Annotated in this window: 11 protein-coding genes and 2 riboswitches; of the genes, 9 read left to right on the top strand and 2 right to left on the bottom strand. The window is 68.4% G+C overall.

Features of this window, described 5'->3' with window-relative positions:
* Positions 1-101 precede the first annotated feature (101 nt).
* From IG75_RS0108155 to gcvP, 7 genes are all read left to right on the top strand, one after another.
* Complete coding sequence (locus IG75_RS0108155; RefSeq protein WP_245713049.1) at positions 102-803, top strand: CDP-alcohol phosphatidyltransferase family protein; 702 nt, start codon at positions 102-104, stop codon at positions 801-803.
* Between the two features lie 43 nt (positions 804-846).
* On the top strand, positions 847-1,245 hold the full coding sequence (gene gcvH / locus IG75_RS0108150; RefSeq protein WP_030520554.1) for a glycine cleavage system protein GcvH: 399 nt from the start codon (positions 847-849) through the stop codon (positions 1,243-1,245).
* A 150-nt stretch (positions 1,246-1,395) separates the two neighbouring features.
* Positions 1,396-1,881, top strand: a complete 486-nt coding sequence (odhI, locus tag IG75_RS0108145) for an oxoglutarate dehydrogenase inhibitor Odhl (RefSeq protein WP_030520553.1) — start codon at positions 1,396-1,398, stop codon at positions 1,879-1,881.
* A 62-nt stretch (positions 1,882-1,943) separates the two neighbouring features.
* The gene (ftsR, locus tag IG75_RS0108140) at positions 1,944-2,750 is read left to right on the top strand and encodes a transcriptional regulator FtsR (RefSeq protein ID WP_030520552.1); all 807 of its coding nucleotides are present in this window, start codon (positions 1,944-1,946) and stop codon (positions 2,748-2,750) included.
* A gap of 200 nt (positions 2,751-2,950) precedes the next feature.
* Positions 2,951-3,424 (top strand): bifunctional nuclease family protein, encoded by a 474-nt coding sequence (locus IG75_RS0108135; RefSeq protein WP_030520551.1) that lies wholly within the window; start codon positions 2,951-2,953, stop codon positions 3,422-3,424.
* A 175-nt stretch (positions 3,425-3,599) separates the two neighbouring features.
* Positions 3,600-4,178, top strand: coding sequence for a MerR family transcriptional regulator (locus IG75_RS0108130; protein WP_051714328.1), 579 nt, complete (start codon positions 3,600-3,602; stop codon positions 4,176-4,178).
* Positions 4,179-4,279: 101 nt separating this feature from the next.
* A riboswitch (glycine riboswitch) is annotated at positions 4,280-4,379 on the top strand.
* Position 4,380: 1 nt separating this feature from the next.
* Positions 4,381-4,486: riboswitch (glycine riboswitch) on the top strand.
* Positions 4,487-4,532: 46 nt separating this feature from the next.
* Positions 4,533-7,328 carry an aminomethyl-transferring glycine dehydrogenase gene (gcvP, locus tag IG75_RS0108125; protein ID WP_030520549.1) on the top strand — a complete coding sequence of 932 codons (2,796 nt, stop codon included), beginning with the start codon at positions 4,533-4,535 and terminating at the stop codon, positions 7,326-7,328.
* A 78-nt stretch (positions 7,329-7,406) separates the two neighbouring features.
* Here the strand turns inward: gcvP and IG75_RS0108120 are convergent, their stop codons facing one another.
* Positions 7,407-8,759 (bottom strand): cation:dicarboxylate symporter family transporter, encoded by a 1,353-nt coding sequence (locus IG75_RS0108120; protein WP_036513016.1) that lies wholly within the window; start codon positions 8,757-8,759, stop codon positions 7,407-7,409.
* 125 nt (positions 8,760-8,884) lie between these two features.
* Here IG75_RS0108120 and IG75_RS0108115 point away from each other — a divergent pair, with 125 nt between their 5' ends.
* Positions 8,885-10,438 (top strand): sensor histidine kinase, encoded by a 1,554-nt coding sequence (locus tag IG75_RS0108115; RefSeq protein ID WP_030520547.1) that lies wholly within the window; start codon positions 8,885-8,887, stop codon positions 10,436-10,438.
* Positions 10,435-11,148 (top strand): response regulator, encoded by a 714-nt coding sequence (locus IG75_RS0108110; RefSeq protein WP_030520546.1) that lies wholly within the window; start codon positions 10,435-10,437, stop codon positions 11,146-11,148. Before IG75_RS0108115 ends, IG75_RS0108110 begins: the two co-directional genes overlap by 4 nt.
* A 7-nt stretch (positions 11,149-11,155) precedes the next feature.
* Here the strand turns inward: IG75_RS0108110 and IG75_RS0108105 are convergent, their stop codons facing one another.
* Positions 11,156-12,778, bottom strand: coding sequence for a VWA domain-containing protein (locus IG75_RS0108105; protein WP_245713050.1), 1,623 nt, complete (start codon positions 12,776-12,778; stop codon positions 11,156-11,158).
* Positions 12,779-12,787 lie beyond the last annotated feature (9 nt).

Genomic DNA, 12,787 nt, shown 5'->3' with positions numbered 1-12,787 from the left:
CACCCGACTCGATGGTGAGATGGTTTCATACTCATTCTTTCATCGAATGACGCGGCGGGGTGTGCTGGCGCGGGTGGGCGCCATACGGTAAGCACACCCATGTGATGAGCGATTCGGGAACCGGCGGATCAGAGACCGCGGGCCGAGATCCCGGTGGTGCGCTCGCCGCGGTCCTGTCCGACCGGCTGCTCACCGTCCCCAACGTCCTCAGCGTGCTGCGGTTGATCGGTGTCCCGCTCTTCCTGTGGCTGCTCCTGGTGGAGCATGCCGACGGCTGGGCGTTCGTCCTGCTCATCCTGAGTGGGCTCACCGATTTCCTCGACGGCAAACTGGCCCGGCTGCTGGACCAGTCCTCGCGGCTCGGCGCCCTGCTGGACCCCTTCGTCGACCGGCTCTATCTGGTGACGACGCTGGTCGCCTTCGTCGTCCGCGGGCTGATCCCCTGGTGGGTGGCCGCCCTGCTGATCGGACGCGACGCGGTGCTGACCCTGACCCTGACGGTCTACCGTCGGCGTGACCTCGACCCGCCCGAGGTCATCTATCTGGGCAAGGCGGCCACGTTCGCGCTCATGTCGGCGCTGCCGTGGCTGCTGGCCGGGGAGATGGACTGGGCCGGCGATGGTTTCGGCGCCGCGTTCGGTGGGGCACTACTGATCTGGGGTACGGCTGTCTATGTGTGGACCGGTCTGCTCTACCTGGGCCGCGCCGTCGCCGTGGCGCGCCGGATTCCGCCGGCGCCCGCCGGAGGCCGTGCCACACACGGCGGGGATACCGGCGCGGCAGAGGGCGGTGGGCTCGCATAGAGTTGCGGGCATCGTGCACGACGACACGAGGAGAGGACATCACGTGAGCCGGGTTCCGGAGGATCTGCGTTACACCGCGGAACATGAATGGGTACGTCGGATCGAGCCCACCCGTGTCCTGGTGGGGATCACCGATTACGCCCAGTCGCAACTCGGTGACGTCGTGTTCGTGCAGTTGCCCGAATCCGGCGCCGACGTTGCCGCCGGGGACGGTATCGGCGAGGTCGAATCGACCAAGAGCGTTTCCGATATCTACGCTCCACTGAGCGCGAAAGTCGTTGCAGTGAACCAGGAACTGGAGGCGAATCCGGAAACGCTGAATATCGATCCCTACGGTGAGGGGTGGTTGTTCGAACTCGAGGTGGCCGATGCGACCGCATTGGACTCGAGCCTCGGTGAACTGCTCGATGCCGCGGGTTATCAAGGAGTTATCGGGGGCTGATCCAGCCTTCCCGGTTCTACCTGCACGGGTACGGCCCGGCAGGGTACGGTCAATGCCAACGGATGTGCCGCCCGGAGTCGGGGCCGCCCAGCCACGTCTTATCGCGGCATCTGCCTGCATGGTTTATGAGGTTCGAGGAGGAGAGAAACGGTGAGCGAGAACAAAGACCCGGGTTACGGGGAGACCGCGGCCGAGACGACGTCGGTCTTCCGCGCGGATTTCCTGAACGAGGTCGACGCATCGCGCTCCGGCGAGCCGACCGGTGAACAGCCGGTGCAGGGTGTCGAGGGTCTTCCGGTCGGGGCGGCGCTGCTCGTCGTCAAACGCGGCCCGAACGCGGGTTCGCGTTTTCTGCTGGACCAGCCCACCACCTCGGCCGGTCGGCATCCCGACAGCGATATCTTTCTCGACGATGTCACCGTCAGTCGTCGGCATGCCGAGTTCCGGCAGGACGAGGATTCCTTCCAGGTCGTCGATGTGGGCAGCCTGAACGGCACCTACGTCAATCGCGAGCCGGTGGATTCGTCGGAGCTGCAGAACGGTGACGAGGTACAGATCGGTAAGTTCCGGCTGGTTTTCCTCACGGGTCCGCGGACCCAGGAGGCCGGTTCGGCGGCCGGTGCGGGAAGTCTGTGAACAGCTGACGATCGGTGCGCCGGTCCGGGTGATCGGCGCCTCGGCATGAAAGACTCGAGATCATGACAGGCGCGGCGCAGCAGTGGGCGCACGGAGGGATGTCGATCGGCTCCGTGCTCGATCTGCTGCGACCGGATTTTCCGGATATCACCATTTCCAAGATCCGCTTCCTGGAAGCGGAGGGCCTGATCCGGCCGGAGCGGACGCCGTCCGGTTACCGCCGGTTCTCGGTCGCGGACTGTGAACGGTTGCGTTTCGTCCTGACGGCGCAGCGTGACCAGTACCTGCCGTTGAAGGTGATCAAGGAACAACTCGAGGCGATCGACAGCGGTGCCGCGACGCTCGGGGTGCGGGAAGCCCGTGCCCGGGCGCGGACCGCCCGGCCGGAGACGGGTCATTCGGAGCCGGACGACGGCACCGAGGTGCTGCCGCGCCCGCCGCGCCGGCTGGGTGTGCCACCGGGCCGCGTCACGCCGGACGATTTCGAATTCGATCACCAGATCCGGGTGACCCGGGCGGACCTGCTGGACCGAGCCGGGGTCGATGAGACATTCCTCAACGATCTGATCCGGGCGAACCTGATCACCCCGGGCCCGGCCGGGTTCTTCGACGCCGATGCGGTGACCCTGGCGGCGACCGCCAAGGCGATGGCCGAATTCGGTTTGGAGGCGCGGCATCTCCGGGCGTTCAAACTCGCCGCGGACCGGGAGGCGGCGTTGGTGGCGCAGATCGCGGCACCGATCGCCAAGAGCCGCGACGCCGGTGCCCGGGCGCGGGCCGAGGAGACGGTCCGCGAACTTGCCGCACTGTCGCTGACGCTGCACGCGAGCCTGGTGAAGGCGTCGGTGCGCAACTCGCTCGGCGGATGAGCCGAGCGTCCGATTCCCGCCGTCATCGGCGGAATCCGGTCTGACCTGCGGCCGAGTGGCCGGGGGGTACGCCGGTGGCAACACACCGATTCCGGTGTCCGTCAGCGATCGCGGCGCCGCGCCGAATTCGCCTAGACTCGTGGTACGGCGAGCCCTGCATCGGCGAGGGCGGGCAGCCGGGGAGTATGGGAGGCAGTGCGATGAGCGAAATGCGCGTGATCGGCATCCGGGTCGAGCAGCCACAGAACCAGCCCGTCCTGCTGCTGCGGGAGGCGGAGGGGGAGCGGTATCTGCCGATCTGGATAGGACAGGCGGAGGCCACGGCCATTGTGCTCGAACAGGAGGGCGTCACACCGATCCGGCCGCTCACCCACGATCTGATCAAGGTTTTGATCGCGGATCTCGGGCATACCCTCGAGGAGGTTCATATCGTGGACCTGAAAGAAGGCACGTTCTACGCCGATCTCGTCTTCGAGAACGAAGTGCGGATCTCGGCGCGGCCGTCGGATTCGGTGGCGATCGCCCTGCGCGTCGGCTGCCCGATCTACGCGGCGGAATCGGTGCTCGAGGAAGCCGGTCTGGTGATGCCCGACGAACGCGAGGACGAGGTCGAAAAGTTCAAGGAGTTCCTCGAGTCGGTCTCGCCGGACGATTTCAAAGCGACCGACAGTTGAGCACCCCCACTATTTTCTAGACCTCAACTACAGGTCGAGACTGTTACCGCGCGTCGCGTTTGGTTCGGCACTGCTGCGGCCGAGAGAATGGGAAGAGTAGCCTCATAGTCGACGCCGGGCCGTCGGCTATGGGCACTGATCGGCGGAGCAAGGGAGTAGTTCAGTGGCAGAGAATATGCGGGATATGCGATCGGAAGTGGGCCCGCCTCGGCGCTACGAAATACAACCCGGATTGTTCCCCGACGATTCGGTCCCCGACGATCTGGTCGGATACCGGGTGCCGACGGCCTGTCAGGTCGCCGGTATCAGTTACCGGCAACTGGACTACTGGGCACGGACCGGCCTGGTGGCGCCCTCCATTCGCGGGGCCGCGGGCTCGGGCAGCCAGCGACTGTATTCGTTCAAGGACATCCTGGTCCTGAAAATCGTCAAGCGGCTTCTCGATGCCGGTATTTCGCTGCAGAACATCCGTATCGCCGTAGACCATCTGCGTAGTCGCGGAGTAGAGGATCTGGCGAATATCACTCTGTTCTCCGACGGGACGTCGGTATACGAGTGCACCTCACCGGAAGAAGTCGTCGATTTACTGCAGGGCGGCCAAGGGGTATTCGGCATCGCGGTGAACAGTGCCATGCGGGAGCTCACCGGCGCCATCGCCGCATTCCCCGCCGAGCGCGCCTCGGAGACCAGCGAACGTCCCGAGGACGAATTGTCCTTTCGCCGCAAGGCGCGCCTGACCCGAAAAACCGGCTGATCGCTCGCCGGCGACCACAGGCCGGCCGGATGAGGGGAATGACACATACCGGCGGGTGGCTCCCGGGCTTCGCTGCTCACCGGGCTAGACTTGGCGGGCGCCGTAGCCGTGCGGGAGAGTCCCGGATCCTCGCCGGATCCGGGCGCCGAAGGAGCAGCACCTCCCCGTCAATCTCTCAGGCCCCAGGACCGTGCGGGAACCGGCGCCTCTGGAAAGTGGTGGCTGCGGGCCACCCGCCCAAGGTGAAAGGTGGACCGGAGCGAGATCCGGCCGCCGAAGCTCTCAGGCGCCGCGACAGAGGGGGAGGGCCCCGAGCCGACCGTGCCGGTCGGCCGCCCCACCCAGGGAGCCGCGGTGACCCAGACCTTCGCAGATCGTCATATCGGACCGGATGACCACGAGTTCGCGCGGATTCTCGGCGCGATCGGCGTCGGGTCGGCCGACGAGCTGGCGGCCGCCGCGCTGCCCGCCGGGATCCGCGATGATGATCCGCTGGCCGGGCTGCCCGCGCCGGGCACCGAACACGAGGTGCTCGCCGAGCTCGCGGCGCTCGCCGAATCCGACCATGTCGCCACCTCCATGATCGGCCTGGGCTACTACGACACTCTGACCCCGCCGGTGCTGGTGCGCAATCTGCTGGAGAATCCGGCCTGGTACACCGCCTACACGCCCTATCAACCGGAGATCAGCCAGGGCCGGCTGGAGGCGCTGCTCAATTTCCAGACCATGGTGACCGATCTGACCGGCACCGATGTCGCCAATGCGTCCATGCTCGACGAGGCCACCGCGGCCGCGGAGGCGATGACACTGCTGCGCCGGGTCAATCGCCGGGCTCCCGCCCGGCTGGTGATCGACCGCGACCTGTTCCCGCAGACCCGTACGGTGCTGGCCACCCGGGCCGAACCGCTGGGCATCGAGATCGTGGAGGCCGACCTGGCCGCGGACGGTCTGCCCGACGGGGAGTTCTTCGGTGTGATCCTGCAGGTGCCGGGCGCCTCGGGCCGGATCGTGGACTGGTCGGCGACGATCGCCGCCGCCCACGACCGCGGCGCGCTGGTCGCCGCCGGTGCGGACCTGCTCGCGCTCACCCTGATCACGCCACCGGGTGAGCAGGGCGCGGACGTATGTTTCGGGACGACCCAGCGTTTCGGAGTGCCGATGGGGTTCGGCGGCCCGCACGCCGGGTACCTGGCGGTGCGCGCCGACTACGCACGCCAGCTGCCGGGCCGGCTGGTCGGAGTATCCAAGGACGCGGACGGCGCCCCCGCCTACCGGCTCGCCCTGCAGACCCGCGAACAGCATATTCGCCGGGAGAAGGCCACTTCCAATATCTGTACTGCCCAAGTACTGCTGGCCATTGTGGCCGGTATGTACGCCTGCTACCACGGCGCGGACGGGTTGCGGGCCATCGCCCGCCGGGTCCACGGGCACGCCACGCGGCTGGCCGCGTCGCTCGGTACGGCCCTGGTGCACGACCGCTATTTCGATACCGTGCTGGCCCGGGTGCCGGGCCAGGCGGAGACAGTGGTCGCCAAGGCTGCCGCCCGCGGGGTGAATCTGCGCCTGGTGGACGACGACCATGTGACCGTGGCCTGCGACGAGGCCACCACCGCCGACCACCTCGCGATCGTGCTGGACGCGTTCGGTATCGCCCCCGCCGACCCGGCCACCGCCGCGATCGAAGACCGGGCCTCGGAGTTCCTGACCCATCCGGCGTTCACCCGGTATCAGACCGAAACGGCGATGCTGCGGTATCTGCGCGCGCTGTCGGACAAGGACATCGCCCTGGATCGCAGCATGATCCCGCTCGGCTCGTGCACCATGAAACTCAACGCCACCGCCGAAATGGAACCGATCACCTGGCCCGGCTTCGCGCGGTTGCATCCCTACGCCCCGGCCACCGATACGCCGGGTCTGCGGCGGGTGATCCACGATCTGGAGCGCTGGCTGGCCGAGATCACCGGGTACGACGCGGTGAGTCTGCAACCTAACGCCGGTAGCCAGGGCGAATACGCGGGACTGCTGGCCATCCGCCGCTATCACCTGGACCGGGGCGATACCCGCCGCGATACCTGCCTCATCCCGTCCAGCGCACACGGCACCAATGCCGCGTCCGCCGCGATGGCGGGCCTGCGGGTCGAGGTGGTGAAGTGCCGGGCCAACGGCGATGTGGACCTCGACGATCTGCGGGCCAAGATCGCCGACCACGCCGAACGCCTGGCCTGCATCATGATCACCTACCCGTCCACGCACGGCGTGTACGAGAACGAGGTCGCCGAACTGTGTGCGCTGGTGCACGATGCCGGCGGTCAGGTCTATGTCGACGGCGCGAATCTGAACGCACTGGTCGGCCTGGCCCGGCCGGGCCGGTTCGGTGGCGACGTCAGCCATCTGAATCTGCACAAGACGTTCTGTATCCCGCACGGTGGCGGGGGTCCGGGGGTCGGTCCGGTCGCGGTCCGCTCCCATCTGACGCCCTACCTGCCCGGCGATCCGCTGGTCACCGGGTCGCACGCGGTGTCGGCGGCGGAGTACGGGTCGGCGTCGATCCTGCCGATCACCTGGGCCTACATCCGGATGATGGGAGCCGACGGACTGCGCCGGGCCTCCCTCACCGCGATCGCGTCGGCCAACTATCTGGCGCGCCGCCTGGGTGAGTACTACCCCGTCCTCTACACCGGCGACAACGATATGGTCGCCCACGAATGCATCCTGGATCTGCGCGAGATCACCAAGCGCACCGGTGTCACCGTCGACGATGTGGCCAAACGGCTCGCCGACTACGGGTTCCACGCGCCGACCATGAGTTTCCCGGTGGCGGGCACCCTGATGGTGGAACCGACCGAGAGCGAGAACCTGGCCGAGCTCGACGCGTTCGCCGAGGCCATGATCGCCATCCGGCGCGAGATCGATCGGGTGGGCACGGGGGAGTGGCCGGCCGAGGACAACCCGCTGCGCAATGCCCCGCACACCGCGGCGAGCCTGGTCCGGGAATGGGACCACCCGTACAGCCGGGAAGTCGCGGTATACCCGCTGGGTCTCACCCACGACCGGCCCAAGGTGTGGCCGGCCGTCCGCCGGATCGACGGCGCGTTCGGTGACCGCAATCTGGTCTGCACCTGTCCGCCGCCGGAGGCCTACGCGGACTGACGCGTACGGACTGCGCCCCGGCGGGTGCCGTTCCGCGGAACGACACCTCGACCGGGACGCGACGGTCCGGGAGCTGCGTCAGGCCGGAACGAGGACCTTCGCGCCGTTCTCTTCGGCGGGACGCGATGGGTGATCGTCGACCATGGTTTCCTCGTCGAACGGCAGTTTCCGGTCCAGGACGTCGCGCACCTGACCGAAGTCCACGGTCTTCGTCCAGGTGCCGACCAGTAGCGTGGCGACCGCGTTGCCGGAGAAATTGGTGAGCGCGCGGGCCTCGGACATGAAGCGGTCGATGCCGACGATCAATCCGACACCGTCGAGGAGTTCGGGCCGATGGCTCTGGAGCCCGCCGGCCAGAGTGGCCAGGCCGGCGCCGGTGACACCGGCCGCACCCTTGGACGCCACGATCATGAACACCAGCAGGCCGAGCTGTTCGCCCAGGTTCAACGGCTGTCCCATCGCGTCGGCGATGAAGATCGAGGCCATGGTCAGATAGATGGCGGTGCCGTCCAGGTTGAACGAATAGCCGGTCGGTACGACCACGCCCACGGTGGTGCGCTGCACCCCCATATGTTCCATTTTCGCGATCAGCCGTGGCAGCGCCGATTCCGAGGAGGAGGTGGCCACGATGAGCAGGTATTCGCGGGCGAGGTAACGGCACAGTTTGAAGATCGACACCCGGGCCACCAGCCGCAGCAGGACACCGAGGACCCCGAAGACGAACAGCAGGCAGGTCAGGTAGAACGCGATCATCAGGGTGGCCAGCTGGACCACGGCTTCCAAACCCGTCCGGCCCACCACATTGGCGATCGCGCCGAACGCGCCGATCGGGGCCAGCCAGAGGATCATCGACAGGATTCGGAAGACCAGCTTCTGGATCAGCGTGACGCCGCGCAGGATCGGTTCACCGGCCGAACCCATGGCCTGCACCGCGAACCCGACCAGCAGCGCGACGAACAACGCCTGCAGCACACTGCCCGCGGTCAGCGAGGAGACCAGGGTCGTAGGAACGATGCTGTGCAGGAATTCCACGGTGCCGCCGGCTCCGTGCGCCTCTTCGGCGTACTTGGCGCCCTGGCCCGCCGACTCGGTGATGTTCAACCCGGTGCCCGGATCGAGCAGATTGCCGACCAGCAGCCCGATACCCAGGGCCACGGTGGACATGGCCAGGAAGTACCCGAGGGCCAGGCCGCCGACCTTGCCGACGGTGGCCGCCGCGCGCACCGAACCGATACCCAGGACGATGGTGCAGAAGATGACCGGCGCGATCATCATCTTGATCAGGTCGACGAACATGGTGCCCAGCGGTGCCAGCGCGCGGCCGGCTTCCGGCGCGAGCCAGCCGACCAGTATGCCCGCCAGAACGGCGACGATCACCGCCAGATAGAGCCAGTGGGTGCGATCCCGCCGTGTTCGAGTCCGGTCCTCCATGACCTGGTCTCCTCCCGAGTCGTAGTGCGCGGGCGGGGTGAACCCGGCCACCACGCCCTGTGCAATGGTGGACCGATACGTGACATCCGTCACGCTTTTGTGCATTTCGTTCAGCGGAGGAGCTCGTGCGAACCGGTCGATGGTCCCTGGCGGGACAGGTCTTCGTCCTGCAACTGGTGCTGTTGGCGCTGGTCACGGCGCTCTGGGCCGGGTACGCGGTGCTGGACGCCCGGCGTGAGGGCGATCGGACCGTAACTCGCGAGGTCACCGATATCGCGGTGAGCGTCGCGGCGGCGCCGTCCACCGCGGCCGCAGTGCGGTCCCCGGACCCGACCGCCCTGCTGCAACCGGTGACCGAACAGATCCGGCAGGCGACCGGGGTGGATTTCATCGTGGTGATGGCACCCGACCGCACCCGGTTCACCCACACCGACCCGGCGCGCATCGGTCAACCGTTCAGCGGGAATATCGACCGCGCGCTGGCCGGTGCCACTTTCACCGAGATCTATACCGGGAGCCTGGGCCCCTCCATTCGCGCGGTGACCCCGGTCTATGCCGAGGGGCGCGTGATCGCGCTGGTCTCCGCGGGGGTGACCCGGGCGGTGATCGGGGAACGCTTCACCGCGCAGTTGCCCGTCATCCTGGGTGTCACGGCCGTGGGCCTTTTCGTCGCCGCCGCCGGGTCGCTGTTGCTGAACCGCCGCTTGCGCAGGCAGACCCGGGGCCTGGCGCCCGCGCAGCTGTGGGCGATGTACGAACACCACGACGCGGTACTGCATGCGGTCCACGAGGGGTTACTGGTCTTCGGGCCCACCGGTGAGCGAGCGGAGGTGGTCAACGACGAGGCCCGCCGGTTGCTCGAACTGCCCGAGGGGCCGGTGACCCGCGCCGATCTGCCCATCTCATTGCGGGACCTGCACCGGCGGACCGTCCGTGACGAAACGCATGTGACCGCCGACCGGGTGCTGCTGGTCAACCAGGATGTCGTCGACCTGGGCCGCCGCGCGCAGGGCACCGTGACCACCATCCGTGACCACACCGAATTGCGCACGGTCCTGGGCGAACTCGATACCGTCCGGGGTTTCGCCGAATCGTTGCGGGCCCAGGCACACGAATCGGCCAATCGGCTGCACACTGTCGTCACCATGGTGGAGTTGGGTCGCTACGGCGAAGCGGTGGAATTCGCGACCGCGGAACTGGAGTTGTCCCAGGCGCTGATCGATCGGCTGCTGGCCGAGGTGGGCGATCCGGTGCTCGCGGCCCTGCTACTGGGCAAGGTGAACCAGGCGGCCGAGCGCGATGTCGAACTGACCGTGACCGCGGATACCGCGATGGATTCGGCGGCGCCGCTGTCCACCCGGGAGGCGGTGACCCTGATAGGGAATCTGATCGACAATGCGATCGACGCCGCGGCCGGCAGCCCCGACGCCTGGGTCGAGGTGACCGCCCGCGCGGACGCGACGGCGCTCACGGTCCGCGTGGCCGACAGCGGCCCCGGCATTCCGCCGGAGAGTTTCACCCGGGCCGCGCAACGCGGATACTCCACCAAGGCCCGGCACCACGGTCTGGGCCTGGCGCTGGTGCTCGGGCTGGTCACCCGCCACGGTGGCACCGTCGGCACCGAGACCGCTCCGGAGAGTGCGGTCACGGTGCACATTCCACGGGAGGAGCGCGCATGATCCGGGTGCTCATCGTCGAGGACGAACCGCTGATCGCCGATGCCCACGCGGCCTACCTCGGCCGCCTCGCCGGATTTTGCGCGGTGGGGCACGCCCGCACCGGTCGGGAGGCGCTGCGGTCCGTCGCGGCCGCGGCCGCCGCCGGTACGCCCATCGATCTGGTGTTGCTGGATATCGGTCTGCCCGATATGAGCGGCCTCGAGGTGGCGGCGACTCTCGTCGGGCAGCGGCCGCGACCGGACGTCATCGCGATCACCTCGGCCCGGGATCTGGCCATGGTCCGCGCCGCCGTGGCCCACGGCGTGGTGCTCTACCTGCTGAAACCATTCACCTTCGCGGCGTTCCGGGACAAACTGGAACGGTACCGCGAGTTCCACGGTGCGTTGCCCACCGGCGAAGCCGCCGCCACCCAGGACGATATCGACCAGGCCCTGGCGGTGCTGCGCACTCCCGCGCGGCAGACCGGCACACCGAAAGGCGTGGCGCCGGATACACTCGCCGAGATCACCCGCGCCGTCCGCGCCGCGCCGGACGGGCTCACCGCCGCCGATGCCGCGACCTCGATCGGAGTCTCGCGGATCACCGCCTGGCGCTATCTGGAGCGGCTCACCGAGGACGGCGTGCTGGACCGGCGCGCCGAATACGGCCGCACCGGCCGGCCCCGGACCCGCTATCGCTGGCGGGAATCCCGCGCCGGGCGGTCCGGCTGACCGCCGGTCAGGGTGTGGTGAGCGCCCCGACCACGGCGGTGCCGAACGCGAGGTCGTTACTGCTCGGCAGGACGGCATAGCTGCCGCCGGTGCGCTGGGTCAGCGTGCGCAGCGTATCGGTGCCCTGGCCGTCCCCGACGACGATGACGTCCACCCGGACGGGTGTCGCGGGATCGCCCGCGTCCTGGATGGCGGACAGGAGGTCTTCTCCGCTGAGCGTGGACTCGTCCTCGGGTCCGTCGGTGACGAGCAGGATCGAGTTGGTGCGTTCGGCGGCATAGGTCTCGATCGCGCCGCGATATGCCGCCAGCAACGCCGGATAGCATTCGTCGGTGCTGTCGGTGGTCGCCTCGATCTTCCCGAGCGATCCCATCAGGGTGCCGCGGTGCTCGTCGTCGAGGCGGGCGGTGCCGGCGATGACCCGGTACGGGTTGGCGCCGTCGACGTTCTTGCCGAATGTCCAGATACCCAGGCCGAAATCGGGCGGCATCACGTTCAGGGTGGAGGCCAGCGCGCCGACGGTGTTGGCCAGGCGGGTGAGATCACCTTCGGTGGTGCCCATGGAGGACGAGACGTCCACCAGCGCGGTGGCGTGCACCCCGAGTACCGGGTTGGTGAGCGCCTTGCGGAGCCGGTCCAGCGCGGCGCGCGGCGGGGAGACGACCTGCTGGGCCGGTGGCGCGGCGAAACCGGCGGCGATCAGGTCCCGCTGCTGTTCGGGCCGACGCAGGTAATCGGCGAACAGGCCGGCGATGAGATTCTGTGTTTCGTCCACCCAGGGCCCGGACATGATCGCGGCCGGGTAGTCGGCCACCGGTGCCGCCCCGACGGGGACATAGGCGGTCGCGCTGCCGTTGGCCGCGAGCTGCCGCTGGGTCAGGGGTACGGCGTGGACGGGGGCCTCGGCCGGTGCGGCGGACGAGAGCGTGGTCATCGCGGCGGAGATGTCGGCGGCTTCGGGTGCGGCGGCGGCCAGACCCGACACCGCCGATACGGCCTGACCGGATTTCGCGGCCTCCTCGGTGAGCGGATCGGTACCGGAGATCGCGCCCGCCACGGCGGCGGCGACGGCCAGCGTGCTGTCGCCCGGCGGCAGCGCCAGCTCCAGCCCCGCCCAGCCCGGGAGGCCGATCTGATCGAGTGAACCCTGCTGCAGCCGGGGCAGGTCCGCCCACGAGGTCTGGGTAGCGGCCAGTGCGTGCCGCAGGATCTCCGGTACGGCGAGCACGATGGGACTGGACGCGATCGACTGCGGGGTGCCCTCGATGAGACCGGGTACCCGCATGGACTCGATATCGCGGCTGGACACCGGTATCCACAGCCCCGGCCGGGGACCGAGGACGGGATTCCAGGTGGCGTTCGAGGTGAAGGCGGCCACCATATCGGCGGACGGCCGTTCGGTGACGACGACCTTCGCACAGTGGTCGCGGACCACCGACCGGGTCTCGTTGTATCGTGCCGCGATGGTGCGGACCGGGTCGGCGACCTCCGGATCGGCTGTCACGTCGAGGACGGCCTCGCCTTCCACGCACGTGCCCGCGGCCGCCGATCGGTCCGCGGAATCCGTGCCCAGTCGAGAACATCCGAAAACCAGTGCGACCAGGACCACCACGATAACCGCCGCGATCACCGGTCCCTT

The organism is Nocardia rhamnosiphila NBRC 108938 (assembly GCF_000720425.1).
GTDB classification, from domain to species: Bacteria; Actinomycetota; Actinomycetes; order Mycobacteriales; family Mycobacteriaceae; genus Nocardia; species Nocardia rhamnosiphila.
The sequence above is the reverse complement of the archived record's forward strand: the minus strand, read 5'-3'. Positions and strand labels throughout refer to the sequence as shown.

Bases quoted from the DNA above. Each gene is read 5' to 3' on its own strand.
- ftsR (WP_030520552.1), top strand. From the start codon at position 1,944: ATGACAGGCGCGGCGCAGCAGTGGGCGCACGGAGGGATGTCGATCGGC.
- IG75_RS0108135 (WP_030520551.1), top strand. From the start codon at position 2,951: ATGAGCGAAATGCGCGTGATCGGCATCCGGGTCGAGCAGCCACAGAAC.
- IG75_RS0108130 (WP_051714328.1), top strand. From the start codon at position 3,600: ATGCGGGATATGCGATCGGAAGTGGGCCCGCCTCGGCGCTACGAAATA.
- IG75_RS0108120 (WP_036513016.1), bottom strand. From the start codon at position 8,759: ATGGAGGACCGGACTCGAACACGGCGGGATCGCACCCACTGGCTCTAT.
- IG75_RS0108110 (WP_030520546.1), top strand. From the start codon at position 10,435: ATGATCCGGGTGCTCATCGTCGAGGACGAACCGCTGATCGCCGATGCC.